Below are 16,340 nucleotides of genomic sequence, written 5' to 3'. Positions count from 1 at the left end.
CCCCGCGAGGGGGGCCCCCGGCGGGGGCCGCCCACCGCTCGTCGAAAGCTCCTACCCCGCCCGCAGAGCGCTGAGGATGTGCGGCCGGGCCCGCCACAGTTCCTCGGACCAATACGGCCAACTGTGGGTGCCGACGTTCGGGAAGTTGTACGTCGCACCGATGCCCAGGCTGTCCAGCCGCGCCTGGAACGCGCGGGTGGTCGCGAGGGACAACGCTTCGAGTCCCATGCCGTTGGCGGTGTTGACCACATCCACCATGTTCTCGACCCGGTTCGCATATCCGGGGATTCCGCTGCCCGCCGAGACGTACATCGGCAACCCGCGCAGGCTCTCGGCCTGAGTGAACGGGTCGTTGCGCGCCCACGACTCGTCCCACGGCGGACCGTACATCGCATCGACGTTGTACAGACCGGCGTCGAGCATCGCGATCCGGATCGCCGAGCGCATGCCCGGAGCATTGAGCCAGAGGTATCCCGAGAAGGATGCGGCGAACTTGAACTGATCGCGATGGTGCGCCGCGAGGTTCAGCGCCGCCGTGCCGCCCATCGACAACCCGGCGATGCCGGTGCGGGTGCGGTCCACTCCGCGTGCGGCGAGCGCGGCGGGCAGGTGACGGGTCAGGAACGTCTCCCACTTGTACGTCACGCCCTGCTGGTTGAAATTGCTCGCGTTGTACCAGTCGCTATACCAACTGGACTCACCGCCCACCGGCATCACGAGGGTGACGTCGTCGAGTGCGAACTGCTCGAAGGCGTTCGTCTCGAACGACCACGCGTTGGCATCCGGGCGGGCACGCATCCCGTCGAGCAGGTACAGCGACGCACTGCCGCCCCGCTTGGCCCACTGCACCTGGCACTTGATCGGGCCCATCTCCGAGGGCACCCAGATCTCTTCGTACCCTCCCCGGGGTACTGCCCTCGCAACGCCCGGTGCGGAGGTGGCCAGGGCCGCGGCGCCGGCGAGTCCGGCTGCGCCCGCGAACGCTGTCTTGAGCATCGTTCGCCTGCTGAGTGAGGGGTTGTCGGAGCGGGTCACGCGTAGCACCTGCACCCTTTCTGTGGGCATGTCACCCACGGACGTCGATCGAGTGTTCTCCGATTTCATCGACGCCCGGTGCGTCCGTATTACCCCGATCGACCTCCGCTCGGCGCGAATCGCCTGGTCGCCGGCGTTCTTCAGTGACATGTCCCACCATGCGCAGACTGCTGGGCGGTCGGCGCTCCCGAAAATACGGACATTCCGCCCCATGTGACGTGTATCACTACTAGGGTGAGGAGCGCACGCCGTTACCTCCATCCATGTATGCCGCCGAAAGGGCCTCCCGATGCCGGTGCTCGACCTCGCCAAAAATGTCCGCGGTGCCCTCGACAGCGTCACCGACGCGGTCGGTGCTCTCGCCGTGATGCGGCGGGCGGGCCTCCTCCACTTCCCCCGGGTCGACCAGAGCCTCGCCACCATGGCCGCCGCACGTAAGTACGGGCCCTTCGCGGGGCCCGTGCACGCTCACGCCGCCCGCGGGTCGGACGTGGCCGCCATCATCGACGAACGGGGCGAGGTCACCTACCGGGAACTCGAAGACTGGTCGAACGGACTCGTGCACGCGTGGAAGAACGCCGGCGTCACTCCCGGCTCGTCGATGGGGATCATGGCCCGCAACCACCGTGGGCTCGTCGTCACGATGCTCGCAGCCGCCAAGCTCGGTGCGCGGCTGGTGATGATGAACACCGGGTTCGCCCCGCGCCAGCTCGCGGAAGTAGCGGAGCGGGAGGCGGTCACGACGTTCGTGTTCGACTCCGAGTTCGCCGATGTCGCCGCCGCGCTCCCCGAGAGTGTGCGTCGTTACGTGTCGTGGAAGGACGACGAGGTCCCTGGTGTTCCCACGCTCGAGGAAGCGATCGAAGGAGTCGACGTCTCCGCACCTCCGGCACCGCCGGTCTTCGGAGGATTCGTGCTTCTGACCAGTGGCACGACCGGAACGCCGAAGGGCGCACCGCGCGGTCGCACCTCGCCGCTCGCCTCTGCCCAGTTCCTCGACCGGGTGCCGCTGCGTCCGGGTCAGACCATGCTGATGGCCGCTCCCGCGTTCCACGGCACCGGGGTGTCGCAGTTCGCGATCGCCCTCGCCCTGGGGCAGACGATCGTGATGATGCGCCGCTTCACGCCGACGGACACACTGAGCCTGATCGATCGGCACCACGCGAACGTGCTGGTCGTGGTGCCGACGATGCTCCAGCGAATTCTCGACCTCGGTCCGGAAAAGATCGCGGAGTACGACACGTCGAGCTTGAAGATCATTTTCTCGGCGGGTTCGGCGCTCTCCCCCGATCTGTGCCGCCGCACGCGCGAGTCGTTCGGAGATGTGCTGCACAACCTGTACGGGTCCACCGAGTGCGCCGTGGCGACCGTCGCGACACCGGAAGACATCCGCCTCGCCCCGGGTACCGCGGGGAGCCCTCCCGTGACCTGCCGGGTCGCGTTGTTCGATCCGGACGGTCGCCGCATCACCGAACCCGGCGTCGTGGGCCGCATCTTCGTCTCCAGCGGACTGAGTTTCGCCGGGTACACCGACGGCCGCGACAAGGAGCGCATCGACGGGATGCTCTCGATCGGCGACCTCGGGCACTGGGACGAGGAGGGACGGCTCTTCGTCGACGGCCGCGACGACGACATGATCGTCTCCGGCGGAGAGAATGTCTATCCGCTCGAGGTCGAGAACCTGCTCGCCGAGCGCGACGACGTGCTCGACGTGGCGGTGGTGGGCATTTCGGATGCGGATTTCGGGCATCGGCTCCGCGCGTTCGTCGTGCCGTCCCCGACCTCCGCCCGCGACGGCGAGGACATCAAGGTCTTCGTACGCTCCAACCTCGCGCGGTACAAGGTCCCCCGCGACGTGATCTTCCTCGACGAACTGCCGCGCAACGCGACCGGGAAACTGCTGCGGCGGGTTCTCGTCGAGATGGAGCCGCCACACAGCGGGGCCGACGAGGGCGAGTCTGCCGCGCCCACAGGCTGATCCGCAGTACACAACGTGCAAGGCCCGGGAATCACATGTGATTCCCGGGCCTTGTCGTGGTAGCGGGGACAGGATTTGAACCTGCGACCTCTGGGTTATGAGCCCAGCGAGCTACCGAGCTGCTCCACCCCGCGTTGCATGATCGAACCTACAGGAGCGCGGAATCGGAAAGCAAATCGCTCGGTCGGCCACCCCGAATGCACAGATGCGGCCCCTCCGACGAGTGAGGGCCGCCACGGCCATCGCATGATCCCCAACACATAACGTTGCGGTAACGATCTTGTCTCTACCAGCGCAACACGCCGCCGTGACCTGCGACGACATGTTTTTTCTTTCCCATATATCGGACGAGCGTCGTAACAATTCGCGGGATGAACCGGCCGAAAGGGACTTGTACCTTCGGTGCCGGTTCGACACAACCGAACCTCCGCCGGCCCGCCGCCTTCCACTCTGCCCCGCGGGATCCGGTGGCTACGACACGTCCGAGGGGCGGAGAGCGCGGACACGCGCCCAGACCTCGAGCACCTCGAGTGCGCCGGTCTTCGTGGCCACCGCAGTCCGCGAGCGCGAGAGGATCACAAAACCGATGACCAAATTCTTCAGCAAACGTACTGTCGGCACCGTGCTCGTCACCGGAGTCCTGGCGACCGTTCCGCTCGCTCTGACAACCGGTACCGCGTCTGCCGCCACCCACAACTGGGATGCGGTGGCGCAGTGCGAGTCCGGTGGTAACTGGTCCATCAACACGGGCAACGGTTACTACGGCGGCCTGCAGTTCTCGCAGAGCACCTGGGAGGCCAACGGCGGCACCGGCATGCCGCACCAGGCCACGAAGGAAGAGCAGATCCGCGTCGCGGAGAACACGCTGCAGACGCAGGGGCCGGGCGCATGGCCCGTGTGCGGTCAGTATCTGACGACGGTCGAAGAGCCGGCACCCGCGCCGGCACCGGCACCTGAGGTTGCACCGGCACCGGCACCGGCTCCCGTCCAGGAAGCACCGGCCCTCCCGGCCGAGGTGCAGCCGTACGTCGACATCGCGGTCCCCGCCGTTCCCGCCGAGGTCCATCAGTACATCGACGTCGCGCGCGGCGTGGCCGTGGAGCTGGGCTACGGCGAGCAGTTCGACCAGGTCCTCGACGCCCTGCCCGGCGTCTGATCCGGCCGACCCTCGGCATCCGCCGTCACGAAACGAAGCGGGGGCCCCCCCGGGGAAACACCCGGGCCCCCGGCGCCGCCCCCGCTTCGTTCGTCGTCCGCACTCACTCGGCGGGCGGTTCAACCGGACGCGGAGATCAGCCTCCGCTGGACTCGTAGGCGTCCGTCGCGCGCTGCAACCGTTCCAGCGCCCGGCCGTACGCAGCGAAGTCACCGCTGCTCTGCGCCTCGGCCAGCTCGCTGAGTGCGGCATCCAGTTCGGCAACCGCGGCGTCGCGGCCCGCCGGGATCGGCGCAGCCGGGGACGGCTGCTCGCCGGGCGCCGGCTCGGCAGCGCCTTGCACGGCTTCCTCACGCGCCTCGTCCTCGACTTCGGCGGTCGGGAGAGCCACCCCGCCCGGAGCGGTGGCGGCATCGCCCACGCCTGCACCGAACACCTGGTCGAGCGCTGCCGCGAGAGTCGGCGCGTAGCCGATCCGCACGCCACCACCGGTACCCGGCTCCCGGTAGCTCACGAGCACCCGCGAAAGCTGCGGGAACGTCGAGGTACTACCCGCCGTCGGGTTGCGTTCGGTGTACATCGGCTGCACGTAGAGGATCCCGCCTTCGGCGATCGGCAACGTGAGCAAGTTGCCGTACTGGATCCGGTTCGATCTCTCGAGCAGCGTGCGTTCGGAGGCGACACGCGTGTCGGAGATCATCGCGTTCTGCGTTTGTTCCGGACCGAAAGTCTGCGTATCGGTGGGCAATTGCAGAATCGTGAACTTGCCGTAGTTCTCCGGGTCGGCCTCCACCGAGATGTACGCCGAGAGGAACTGCCGGTTGTAGCCGACCATCGCAGACGTCAACCTGAATGCCGGCTCGGCATTCTCCTGGTTACCCGTGAGCAGGTAGTACGGCGGCTGGTTGGCGCTGGTGTCCACGGTGGGATCCGCGGGCACCGACCAGAACGCGTTGTTGGTGAAGAACTCACGCGGGTCGTCGACGTGGTACTTCGCGAGCATCTCCCGCTGGACCTTGAACAGATCCTCCGGGTACCGGAAATGCGAGCGCAGTTCGTCGGAGATCTGATCCTGCGGGGTCACCGCATCCGGGAACACACCCATCCACGCATCCAGAACGGGGTCTTCCTCGTCGACCTGGTACAGGGTGACGGTGCCGTCGTAGGCATCGACGGTCGCCTTCACCGAGTTGCGGATGTAGGAGACCTCCTTGCGCGGGATCAGCCGGCCGGTGTTCTGGTCGATGCTGTCCTCGACCAGGCCCTCGAGCGACGCGCGCTGCGCGTACGGGTAGTTGTCGAGCGTGGTGTACGCGTCGACGATCCACACGATGCGACCGTCGACAGCGGCCGGGTAGGCGTCGCCGTCCGCGGTGAGCCACGGAGCGACCTTGGTGACGCGCTCGCGCGGATCGCGGTTGAACAGGATCTTCGAGTTTTCGCCGATGGCGCTCGAGAAGAGGATGTTGCGTTCGGCGTACTTCGCCGCGAAGGCGAGACGGTTGAACCAGTTGCCGATCCCGACGCCACCGCTGCCGGTGTACGTGTACTTCTCGGTGTCGGTGTCGTACTCACGCGGGCCGGACGCGTCGGCGCTGTTACCCACGATCGAGTAGTCCGGGTCTGCCTCGGCGATGACCTCACCGAAGTAGATACGCGGCTGCTCGACCGGGATCACCTGGTTCTCGGCGGCGAGCGACGCGAGGTCGCTGATCTGGTAGACCGGGTAGCCGCTGTTGCTGTTCGCGGCTTCTTCCGCCGATGTGCTCGCCGCAGCGTTGACCCGGTTCGCCGGAGCGGTGACCAGGCCGTTGCCGTGGGTGTACACGGTGTGGCGGTTGATCCAGTCGGTCTGGTTGCCCGTCAGGCTGGTCGGCGAGAGCTCACGAGCCGCAACGATGTAGTCCTCGACCTTGCCGTCGACCTCGTACCGGTCGATGTCGAGCGACTCCGGGTATCCGTAGAAGTTCTTCAGCTGAGTCTGCTGCGTGAACGTTCGGGGCAGGACGTTGGGATCGAGCAGGCGGGCGTTCGCGATCGTCGTGATGTCGGCCGGAACGTCCTCGGGGGATGTGGTGCCCACCCCCGGGTAGTCCTTGTACTCGACCTTGTCGTCGGTGATCCCGTACGCCACCCTCGTGGCAGCGATATTCCGCTCGATGTACTCGCTCTCCTTGTCTGCCGCGTTCGGACGGACGGAGAACTGCTCGACCATCAGCGGGTAGACAGCGCCGACCAGGATCGACGAGAGCACCAGCAACGCCGTCGCGAGCGCAGGAATGCGCAGGTCGCGCAGGAAGATCGCGGCGAAGAACGCGAGCGCGCAGATCACGGCGATCGCGAGCAGGATCAGCTTCGCAGGGAGCACGGCGTTGGTGTCGGTGAAGCCCATTCCGGTGAACGTGGGCTCCTTGCGTCCGCTCCAGAGCAGCTCGTACCGGTCGAGCCAGTACGCGACAGCCTTGAGTGCGACGAAGACGCCGGCCAGCACGGCGAGCTGGACACGCGCGGCGGTGGACATGCTGCCGCCACGCCCGGCGAGGCGGATGCCGCCGAAGATGTACTGCGTCACGAGGTTGGCGAAGAACGCCAGCACGACCGCGACGAACAACCAGTTCAGGATGAAGCGGTAGAACGGGAGGTCGAATGCGTAGAACCCGACGTCGAGCCCGAACTGCGGGTCGGTGGTGCCGAACTCTCCGCCGTTGAAGAACATCTGCACGGTCACCCAGCTCGCCTGTGCGACGAGTCCGGACAGCACGCCCAGCACGATCGGGATACCGAGCCCGAACGCACGCATCCGGGTCAGCACGCTCGTGCGGTAGCGCGCCACCGGATCGTTGGGTCCGGTGGTGGGGACGAATACCGGCCGTGACCGGTACGCGAGCAGCATCGCCAGCCATACGGCGACGCCGACGAAGAGACCCACCGCGAAGAACAGCAGGACTCGGGTCAGAAGAACCTTGATGTAGACGTCGCGGAAATCGACTTCCCCGAACCAGAGCCAGTTGGTGTAGGTATCCACCAGGCGCGGCCCCAGCAACAGCAGCACAGCGGCCACCAATGCGAGAACCAGCAGCACTTTGCTCCGTCTCGACAACGTCGGTACTCCGGTCGGGGGCCTCATGCCCACGTGCCACGCTCCCAATCGTCCGGCGGCGAGAAGAACGCCGCGAATGTATACCTCGTGCGTCACACCGCGTGACCGTTTCGCCCCACTCTACGGACTAGTCGCAGGACAGGTACGCGGTCCTCGATCCGTGGCCGGCGGCATCGGACGCACAGCCGACACCGATCAGGCCCACCAATGACAGGATAGGCGTGTGAATCAGCACCTTCCCGTTCCTTCCGAAGCCGCCCTGTCGCGTACGGTCCACGAGATCATCGACTACGTCGACGCCGAGGGATGGGACCAGCCGCCCGTCATGTTTGCGCTGGTACCGACCGTGCTGCTCGCGGCGTCGGAGCCGAGCCTCGGCGACCAGCTCGACGAGGGACATGAGTACACGCCGATCGCGCAGGAAGCGTTTCCCGAGGACGTGGAGGGCGGAAGCCCGGCCCTCGGCGAGTTCCTCGCGACCACGAGCTGGCCTTCCTCGGTCGCGGGCTGCGCACTCGTTCAGGAGATCGTGGTCCTGCCGCCCAACGCCGAAGCCGACCTCGACGACGCGGTGGTTCCGCTCGTCACCGACTCGCACTCGGTGGACGAGGCGGCCCGCTTCGCGGCGCACGCGCACCCCGACAGCAGACGAGCGCGGCTCATCGCCGCGGTGCTGCGGGACGGGCCGGCGATGACGTTGCTGCAACTCCGTCCCCTCGACGACGACGATCCGTTCGCCGGGGCGGAATTGCGGACCTACGAGAACCTCGCTCCCGAGGTGGTCGGAGCGCTGTACGCGACCCTGGAAGCAGAAGAAGACGACGACTGACGGACTCAGCAGGTGGGCGCGTCGCCGCCTGCCGCGATCGACTCCCGCGCGGCGGCCGCGCCCTCCAGCGTCTCGACCCTGACGAGCCGGACATCGTCCGGCTCGTTGGTGAGCGCCTCGGCGCAGTTGTCGGCGGGCACGAGGAAGACCTCGGCACCTTCCTCGTCCGCAGCGGTGAGCTTGTGGGTGATGCCGCCGATGGGGCCGACGATGCCGTCGGAGTCGATGGTTCCGGTCCCCGCGACGTTCAGCCCGCCGTTGATCTCGCCGGGACTGAGCTTGTCGACGAGTGCGAGACTGAACATCAACCCGGCCGACGGCCCGCCGATGTCGGCGAGGTTGAAGACCACCTCGAACGGCACGTCGGGAATCTCCTCGGTTGCGATACCGAGGAATCCCGCGCCCTCCCCTCCGGGTCGCTCCCCCACCACGACGTCGATCGTTTCCTCGGCGTCGCCGCGCAGGACGGTGATCGCGACGCTCTCGCCGGGAGTGACCGCTCCGACGGCGCGCTGTACCTGTCCGGCCGTTTCCACCGGTTCACCCGCGATCGCCACGATCCGGTCGTCCACCTGCAGATGTCCCGACGCGGGGGCGTCGTCCGCGATCTCGGCCACCCGGAGTATGACGGGCAGATCCAGGTAGTGCAGAGCAGCGAGTTCGGCACTGCGCTCCGACTGCGCGAACTGGGCTTGATCGACTGCTCGCACCTCGTCCTTGCTGCGGTTGGGCGGATACACCTGCTCACGTGGCGCCAGTCCGTACCGGCCGCTGAGCCACGCCGTCACCGTCTGCGCGAGGTTGAGATTGTCGGTGACGCCGACGGTCGTCATCACCAGGCTGCCCGTCGTCTCGTCCGTCTCGACGCCCTCGATCTCGATGACCGGCTTGTCGTCCACGTCGCCGAGCGTGTCGAACGTGGGCCCGGGACCGAGTGCGACATAGGGAACGGTCAGATTGAATGCGATCAGGACGAGGGTGAGAACCGGGAGCAGCACGGCGAGAGGCATCACGAAGCGTCGATTCACCCGGCCAGAGTATCGGGCCGATCGTGTTCGCGGTCAGCGTGACCACGATGCCCGTGCTCCGACGGCGCGCCTTGTACCGTTGAGAACATGAGTGACACGCCCTTCGGATTCTCGAATCCCGACGACGACCCCGACCGCAAAAAGGACGAGGGTTCAGGAAGCGGGGGTGGGTCGCCGTTCGGCTTCGGCCTTCCCGGCGGTGGTGGCGACAACCCGTTCGGTGCGCAGGGCTTCGATCCCGCCCAGTTCGGGCAGATGCTCAGCCAGTTCGGCCAGATGCTCGCCGGGATGGGCAGCGCGATGGGCACCGGCGGGGCCGGCCCCGTGAACTACGAGATCGCCTCGAAGCTCGCGCGCCAGCAGATCGGTTCGGTCACTCCCGTCTCCGCGGGGACGGCCGACGCAGTGCGCGACGCGTCGCGGCTCGCGGAATTGTGGCTCGACGCGGCGACGACGCTGCCCGCCGGCGCCACCAAGACCGTCGCCTGGACGCCCGTCGAGTGGCTCGAGAACACCCTCGACACCTGGAAGCGCCTGTGCGATCCCATTGCCGAGCAGGTCAACGGCATGATGCTGCAGGGCCTGCCCGAGGAGGCCCGCGCGATGGCCGGACCGATGATGGGCATGTTCTCCCAGATGGGCGGGGTCGCGTTCGGTTCCCAGCTCGGTCAGGCACTGGGCCAGCTGTCCAAGGAGGTCATGACCTCCACCGATATCGGCCTGCCGCTGGGCCCGGCCGGCACCGCCGCCCTGCTGCCCGCCGCCATCGAGGAGTTCGGTGAGGGCCTCGAACAACCCGCCCAGGAAATCCTCGTGTTCATCGCCGCGCGGGAAGCCGCGCATCAGCGGCTCTACAGCCACGTGCCGTGGCTGCGCCAACGGCTCCTCGCGATCGTCGAGGAATACGCCCGCGGAATTCGCATGGACATGTCGTCGATCGAAGATCTGGCCCAAGGCCTCGACCCGTCCGCGCTGAGCGATCCGTCCAAGATCGAGGAAATCCTCAAGCAGGGTGCCTTCGAGCCGCAGACCACGCCCGAACAACTGGCAGCGCTCGAGCGACTCGAGACGATGCTCGCGCTGGTCGAGGGCTGGGTCGAGACAGTCGTGATCGATGCCCTCGGCGACCGGCTCCCCGGTGTGGCGGCGCTGAGCGAGACGCTGCGTCGCCGCAGGGCCACCGGCGGACCCGCCGAGCAGACCTTCGCGACCCTCGTCGGTCTCGAACTCCGTCCCCGCAAGCTGCGGGAAGCCGCCGCGCTGTGGCGTCGGCTCACCACCGACGCCGGAGCGGACGCGCGCGACAAGGTGTGGGAGCACCCGGACCTGTTGCCGGATTCGTCGGATCTGGACAATCCCGCCGCGTTCGTCGACCGCGTCATCGGTGGAGGCACCAGTGCCTTCGAGGATCCGATCGCACAGCTCCGCGAAACGATGGAACGCGAGCGTGCCGAGAAGGATCAGGACGGCGGGGACGACACCGCCGACCGCGAGCCGGACGACGATTCCGGAAAGAATTCCTGACACCACGTCGTCGCTGATAGAAGCCGCGATCGCCCTGTGGACAACATCGTCGGGGGCGACCGCGGCGGGCCGGATGCCTGTGATGCTGCCCGTATGACATCCCCCGTGCGGGCGGCCACAGGTCTCGTCCTCGATCCCGATGTGCTGGTGCTGCACCGAGCCGCCGGTTCGGTGCAGCACGGGTGGGGTCCCGACACTGCCGCAGTCGTCGTGCCGCCCGACGGTATGGACGCGTTCGATGTCCGCGCCCTGCTCGTACTGCTGGACGGGAGCCTGCCGTACGAGGCTGTCGTCGAGGCGGCCGCAGCGCGCGGCCTGCCGGCACCCGCTGTCCGGGCGCTCCTCGACGAACTGGTCGGCGCCGGATCCGTGCGGCCGGCGCGACCCGCAATCGCGGCCGCGTCGTCTCCGCCGTGCGTGCGGTTGTACGGGGCGGGGCCCCTCGCACACGCGCTCGCCCCGCATCTGTCGCTGTGGGACACGAGGTGGTTCCGGTCGGTTCCACGTACCGACGACGCCGGTCTCACCACCCGGCTACCGGACTGCGTCGTGCTCGCCGACACCCAGGTGCCAGATCCGCGTCTCGTGCAGATCCTGATGCGCCACCGGGTCCCTCATCTGGCGGTCCGCGTACGTGACGGCCGCGGCGTCATCGGCCCGTTCGTTGTTCCCGGCCGTACCAGCTGCCTGCGCTGCGCCGACCTGGCTCGCACCGACGCCGACCCGTCGTGGCCGCGGCTCGCGGCACAGTTGTCCGGGCGGGAGGGACGAGCCGAGCGCTCCGTGATCGGCGCCACCGTCGCGGCCGCGCTGGCGCAACTCGATCTGTTCTTCGCCGACACTGCGTCGCCCACGCGGATCGCGGGCGCCGGTGCGCTCGCCCTCGACCGCACGATCGAGTGGGATATCCGCAGGACACAGCTCATCACCCGCAGGTGGCACCGCCATCCCGACTGCGACTGCCCGACTATCCCCGTCCCCGTTCAGGCATGATGGGGAGCGTGTCAGACATCCCTCGCAGAAGCTCTTCGCGTACCGCCAAACTCGCGAGCATCCCGCTGGGCATCGCCGGACGCGCCGCTGTAGGTTTCGGCCGGCGCCTCGCAGGTGGTGATCGCGGCGAGATCGACGCCGAGATGACTGCGAAGGCCGCCGAGCAGTTGTTCACGGTGCTCGGTGAGCTCAAGGGCGGCGCCATGAAGTTCGGGCAGGCTCTCAGTGTCATGGAGGCCGCTGTCCCGGAGGAATTCGCGGAGCCGTATCGCGAGGCACTGACCAAGCTGCAGGCGGCAGCACCTCCCCTTCCGGCCAAGTCCGTGCACCGTGTGCTCGATCAGCAACTCGGCACGAAGTGGCGCGAGCGATTCCAATCCTTCGACGACGTGCCCACGGCCTCGGCGAGCATCGGGCAGGTGCACCGCGCGGTGTGGTCCGACGGACGCGACGTCGCCGTGAAGGTGCAGTACCCCGGGGCCGACGAAGCACTGCGCGCGGACTTGCGGACGTTGTCGCGGTTCGCGGGAGTATTCGCGACCATGATGCCGGGCGCGGACGTCAGGGCGCTCCTCGACGAACTGACCGCCCGCACCGAGGAAGAACTCGACTATCGCACCGAAGCCGACAGCCAGCGGGCATTCGCGCGGGCCTTCGACGGCGACGAGAAGTTTCTCATCCCCCGCGTGGTGGCCAGTGCGCCGAAAGTGATGGTGACGGAATGGCTTTCCGCCACGCCGCTGTCGGTGATCATCAACGAGGGCACCCGCGAGCAACGTGACCGCGCGGGGGCGCTCCTCGCCGAATTCCACTTCTGCAGTCCGGCCAGAGCCGGTCTGCTGCACTGTGATCCGCATCCCGGCAACTTCATGTTGCTCGAGGACGGACGACTCGGCGTGATCGACTTCGGTGCCACCGCCGCGATGCCGGACGGATTCCCCCCGGTGCTCGGGCGCATGGTGCGACTCGCCCTCGAGGAACGTTTCGACGAGCTGACCGCCCTGCTCTACGACGAGAAGTTCGTACTCCCCGGCCGCACTGTCACCGATCAGGAGATCGCCGACTACCTACGGCCCTTCACCGACCCGATTCAGACCGAGTCGTTCCATTTTACGCGGGCGTGGCTGCAGAAGGTGGCGGGCACCGCGACGGATTTCTCGAGTGCACAGTTCCGGACTGCACGGACGTTGAACCTGCCACCGGAATACGCAAGCATCTTCCGCGTTCTGCTCGGGTCGGTGGGTATCTGCGCGCAACTCGACGCGCAGGCTCCCTATATGGCGATTCTCTCCGAATGGCTGCCCGGCTTTACCGAGGAGTAGTCGGGGCCGGGCAGCCGATTCAGGCGTACACCAGTTCTTTTCGCGGTTCGGCGACGACCGTCTTCCGGGGTCGCCCGCGGGGGCGTTTCCGGGCGACCACCGCGCCCTGGTGGATGATTTCGCCGCCCCACACTCCCCACGGTTCTTCGCGGTCGAGCGCTGCGGCGAGACAGCGCGCGCGTACGGGGCATCCGGCGCACAGCGATTTCGCCAGTTCCAGATCTGCCGGGGCCTCGGCAAACCACAGATCGGGATCGTCACCGTGACAGGGCAGAGGATCGCCCGCACGGAGGGTGTTTTCGCCGACACCTGATGCGGTCGAAGGGTTTTCGCTCGGCACGAGGACTCCTAGAGGTTCGATCGAAAGAGATGCGATGCGAACTCCGGCCGAAAAGACAAAGGCCACGGTCCGCTGGGCGGTTGTCCGTGGCCTGGAGTCGGAAGGGACTACCGCGTAGGTGTCCCGACGAGTCGTCCGGCCACGGACGAGAAGGCTGCTGCGCGCCGACGCCATGTGCGCGGGGCGGCGGCGGATGCGGCGCGCGCCACGACGGGAGCGACGGCCGCATAATTGATGCTGATCATCACGGGCCACCTCGCTTTCGTCGTCACGCACGGGCTTCTCCCGTGGCAATGCAATACACAATAGTAATGCTGGTGCGATCAGCACAAGTTATTTTCTACCTGCGGTTTTGTCCAATTTTTGTCGAGCGTGGTTCGATTCGCCGCTCGCACCCTCACGCGGGACTAGAGTCCCGGCCATGCCACTGTCGACAACGAAATGTGTATCGGTTCTCGATTGTCCCGATCCCCGCGCGCTCGCGGGCTTCTACCGGGACCTGCTCGGCTGGACCACCGCGCGGGACGACGACGATTGGGTCGAACTCGCGCGCGACGACGCGAATTCGCTCGCATTCCAGCGCGCACCCGATTTCACGCCCGCGCGCTGGCCTTCCGAAAGTGTGCACGTCCACCTCGACTTCTACGTCCCCGAATTCGAGCACGCCGAACGTCTCGCGCTCGACCTCGGCGCGACCCGCGTCGACGATCCGTCGAGCACAAAGAACTTCCGGGTGTACCGCGATCCCGCAGGCCACCACTTCTGCCTCTGTGTGGAGCCGGTGGGCCTAGATATCTAGCGTTGCCGAAGTACGTTCGCCCCGCACGAGCGCGAGCACGTCGGCGCCGTACTGCTCGAGCTTCTTCGCGCCGATGCCTGGAATCGAGACGAGCGCGCGGTCGTCGCGCGGCTGTTGCTCCGCAATCGCCACCAGGGTGTTGTCGCTGAACACGACGTAGGCGGGGACCTTGAGCTCCTTCGATCGCTCGCGGCGCCATTCCTTCAGCGCGACGAGCAGTTCCTCGTCGAGGTCGGACGGACAGCCCTCGCAACGCCCGAGCATCGTCGAGGTGGTGCCCAGGAGCGGCTTACCGCAGATCCGGCACTGCGGACGCTTCTTCTTCGGTGAGGCCGGCTCGACGATCTTCGACGCCGGAGAACTGTCGGGGATCAACCCGTTCAGGAAGCGGGACCGCCGCCGTGAGCGGCGCCCGCCTTCGGTGCGCGCCAACGCCCACGACAGCGACAGGTGCACCCGGGCGCGGGTGACGCCGACGTAGAGCAGACGGCGTTCCTCCTCGATACCCGCTTCGTCCGGAGGGGTGTCCTTGTCTCCGGTGACGTGGGTGATCGGCAGGGTGCCGTCGGTGAGCCCGACGAGGAACACCGCGTCCCACTCGAGGCCCTTCGCGGCGTGCAGCGATGCCAGAGTCACGCCCTGCACCGTCGGGGGCTGCCGCGATTCGGCGCGGGCCGCGAGGTCGCGCAGCAGACCGGTGAGGGTCAGCTCGGGTTCGTGCTCGAGCAGTTCTTCCGTGAGCTGGACCAGCGCCACCAGCGACGACCACCGTTCCCGGGCCTGCGCACCGGTGGGTTCGGTGTCGGTCAGGCCGAGCGGCACCAACGTGGCCCGGACCAGCGTGACGAGATGGCTGCCGCGATCGGCTCCGTCGGGCAGGTCGTTGCGCGCGTCGACCTGCCGAAGCGCGTTGATCGCCTGCCGCACCTCGGCGCGGTTGAAGAACCCCTCGCCGCCGCGCACCTGATACGGGATGCCGGTCTCGGTGAAGGCTTGCTCGTACACTTCCGATTGCGCGTTGATCCGGTACAGCACCGCGATTTCCGACGCCGGCACGCCGTCGCGCAGCAGTTTTGCGATGGCCTTCGCGGTCGCCTTCGCCTCCGCGGGTTCGTCGTCGTACTCGGCGAACGTGGGTTCCGGACCGGGCGGCCGCTGCCCGATCAGTTTCAGCCGGGTGCCGGCGATCCGCCCGCGGGCTTCGCCGATGACGCGGTTGGCCAGTTCCACCACCTGCGGGGTCGAGCGGTAGTCGCGCTCGAGCCGGACGACGGTGGCGTCGGGGAACCGGCGCGAGAAATCGAGCAGGTACTTGGGCGACGCGCCCGTGAACGAGTAGATGGTCTGGTTGGCGTCGCCGACCACGGTGAGATCGTCGCGGTCCCCGAGCCATGCGTCGAGCACGCGCTGTTGCAGCGGCGTCACGTCCTGGTATTCGTCGACGACGAAACAGCGGTAGCGGTCGCGGAACTCGTCGGCGACAGCGGTGTTGTCCTCGAGCGCGGCGGCCGTGTGCAACAACAGATCGTCGAAGTCCAGGTAGAACCCTTCGTCGCCGCGGAACTTCAGCGATTCGTACATCTCGTACACCGCTGCGACGCGCTCGGCGGCGGCCGGCGGCTCGCGGCGGACCCGCGCGACCGTGGCCGGATAGTCTTCCGGCGCGATCAGCGACCCCTTGGACCACTCGATCTCCGAGAGCAGGTCGCGCACGGTGTCGGTGTCGGTCGGGAAGCCGCACCGATGTGCTGCCTGCGAGACGACGGAGAACTTGCGATCGAGCAACTGCCACGGAGTGTCGCCGACGACCTGCGGCCAGAAATACCGCAACTGCCGCAGCGCCGCGGCGTGGAAGGTGCGGGCCTGCACCGACGGTCCCGGTGCACCGACCCCCAGTTCACGGAGCCGCGAGCGCATCTCCCCCGCAGCCCGCGCGGTGAAGGTGACTGCCAGAACCTGGCCGGCGGCGACGTGCCCGTCGGAGACGAGGTGCGCGATGCGGCGGGTGATGGTGCGGGTCTTGCCCGTCCCGGCGCCGGCCAGCACACACACGGGGCCACGCGGCGCCCGCACAGCCGCCGCCTGTTGAGGGTCCAGGCCGTCCGCAACCGCATCCACACGCATGGCCTCCATCATGACAGTGCGAACCGACAACGCGACGCCGCACATCCTGTGCAGGCATATCCGCTGTGTCCGCGACCACATTCGGGGACCGGTCGGAACAGATCGCGGCGGC

At 67.5% G+C, this 16,340-nt stretch carries 13 protein-coding genes and 1 tRNA gene; 7 read left to right on the top strand and 7 right to left on the bottom strand.

Features of this window, described 5'->3' with window-relative positions; all coding sequences use genetic code 11:
• Positions 1–51: 51 nt before the first annotated feature.
• A complete protein-coding gene (locus TVH25_RS11620) occupies positions 52–996 on the bottom strand; it encodes an alpha/beta hydrolase (protein WP_169651825.1) in 945 nt (314 codons plus the stop codon).
• Between the two features lie 328 nt (positions 997–1,324).
• On the opposite strand from TVH25_RS11620, the gene TVH25_RS11615 reads away from it, so the two are divergent.
• Positions 1,325–3,013: an acyl-CoA synthetase gene (locus TVH25_RS11615; protein ID WP_422424215.1), complete on the top strand. Its 1,689-nt coding sequence runs from the start codon at positions 1,325–1,327 to the stop codon at positions 3,011–3,013.
• A gap of 57 nt (positions 3,014–3,070) precedes the next feature.
• Here TVH25_RS11615 and TVH25_RS11610 read toward each other — a convergent pair.
• Positions 3,071–3,147, bottom strand: a tRNA-Met gene (locus TVH25_RS11610).
• Between the two features lie 452 nt (positions 3,148–3,599).
• Between TVH25_RS11610 and TVH25_RS11605 the strand changes: the two genes are divergently transcribed.
• On the top strand, positions 3,600–4,169 hold the full coding sequence (locus tag TVH25_RS11605) for a transglycosylase family protein (protein WP_169651716.1): 570 nt from the start codon (positions 3,600–3,602) through the stop codon (positions 4,167–4,169).
• A 136-nt stretch (positions 4,170–4,305) separates the two neighbouring features.
• Here the strand turns inward: TVH25_RS11605 and TVH25_RS11600 are convergent, their stop codons facing one another.
• The gene (locus tag TVH25_RS11600) at positions 4,306–7,302 is read right to left on the bottom strand and encodes a UPF0182 family protein (protein WP_346765302.1); all 2,997 of its coding nucleotides are present in this window, start codon (positions 7,300–7,302) and stop codon (positions 4,306–4,308) included.
• A 190-nt stretch (positions 7,303–7,492) separates the two neighbouring features.
• Here TVH25_RS11600 and TVH25_RS11595 point away from each other — a divergent pair, with 190 nt between their 5' ends.
• The gene (locus TVH25_RS11595) at positions 7,493–8,098 is read left to right on the top strand and encodes a PPA1309 family protein (RefSeq protein ID WP_296549954.1); all 606 of its coding nucleotides are present in this window, start codon (positions 7,493–7,495) and stop codon (positions 8,096–8,098) included.
• Positions 8,099–8,103: 5 nt separating this feature from the next.
• Here TVH25_RS11595 and TVH25_RS11590 read toward each other — a convergent pair whose 3' ends face one another.
• Complete coding sequence (locus TVH25_RS11590; RefSeq protein WP_422424214.1) at positions 8,104–9,126, bottom strand: PDZ domain-containing protein; 1,023 nt, start codon at positions 9,124–9,126, stop codon at positions 8,104–8,106.
• Positions 9,127–9,213: 87 nt separating this feature from the next.
• Between TVH25_RS11590 and TVH25_RS11585 the strand changes: the two genes are divergently transcribed.
• From TVH25_RS11585 to TVH25_RS11575, 3 genes are all read left to right on the top strand, one after another.
• Positions 9,214–10,650, top strand: coding sequence for a zinc-dependent metalloprotease (locus tag TVH25_RS11585; protein ID WP_169651715.1), 1,437 nt, complete (start codon positions 9,214–9,216; stop codon positions 10,648–10,650).
• Between the two features lie 93 nt (positions 10,651–10,743).
• On the top strand, positions 10,744–11,643 hold the full coding sequence (locus TVH25_RS11580; RefSeq protein ID WP_422424213.1) for a hypothetical protein: 900 nt from the start codon (positions 10,744–10,746) through the stop codon (positions 11,641–11,643).
• Positions 11,640–12,965 (top strand): ABC1 kinase family protein, encoded by a 1,326-nt coding sequence (locus TVH25_RS11575; RefSeq protein WP_169619720.1) that lies wholly within the window; start codon positions 11,640–11,642, stop codon positions 12,963–12,965. The genes TVH25_RS11580 and TVH25_RS11575 overlap by 4 nt, the downstream gene beginning before the upstream one ends.
• Positions 12,966–12,984: 19 nt before the next feature.
• On the opposite strand, the gene TVH25_RS11570 is transcribed toward TVH25_RS11575, so the two are convergent.
• Together TVH25_RS11570 and TVH25_RS11565 are read right to left on the bottom strand one after the other, a co-directional pair.
• Positions 12,985–13,239, bottom strand: a complete 255-nt coding sequence (locus TVH25_RS11570) for a WhiB family transcriptional regulator (RefSeq protein WP_206036567.1) — start codon at positions 13,237–13,239, stop codon at positions 12,985–12,987.
• 173 nt (positions 13,240–13,412) lie between these two features.
• Positions 13,413–13,550 (bottom strand): hypothetical protein, encoded by a 138-nt coding sequence (locus tag TVH25_RS11565; protein ID WP_296549960.1) that lies wholly within the window; start codon positions 13,548–13,550, stop codon positions 13,413–13,415.
• Positions 13,551–13,726: 176 nt separating this feature from the next.
• Between TVH25_RS11565 and TVH25_RS11560 the strand changes: the two genes are divergently transcribed.
• Positions 13,727–14,104 (top strand): VOC family protein, encoded by a 378-nt coding sequence (locus TVH25_RS11560; RefSeq protein WP_378528818.1) that lies wholly within the window; start codon positions 13,727–13,729, stop codon positions 14,102–14,104.
• Here the strand turns inward: TVH25_RS11560 and TVH25_RS11555 are convergent.
• The gene (locus tag TVH25_RS11555; RefSeq protein WP_422424212.1) at positions 14,093–16,228 is read right to left on the bottom strand and encodes an ATP-dependent DNA helicase UvrD2; all 2,136 of its coding nucleotides are present in this window, start codon (positions 16,226–16,228) and stop codon (positions 14,093–14,095) included. The two genes, TVH25_RS11560 and TVH25_RS11555, sit on opposite strands and share 12 nt — an antisense overlap.
• Positions 16,229–16,340 lie beyond the last annotated feature (112 nt).

The organism is Rhodococcus sp. 7Tela_A2, from assembly GCF_049311045.1.
Classification (GTDB): Bacteria; Actinomycetota; Actinomycetes; order Mycobacteriales; family Mycobacteriaceae; genus Rhodococcus.
Note: the sequence above shows the minus strand (reverse complement) of the source record. Positions and strands in the feature narration are given on the sequence as shown.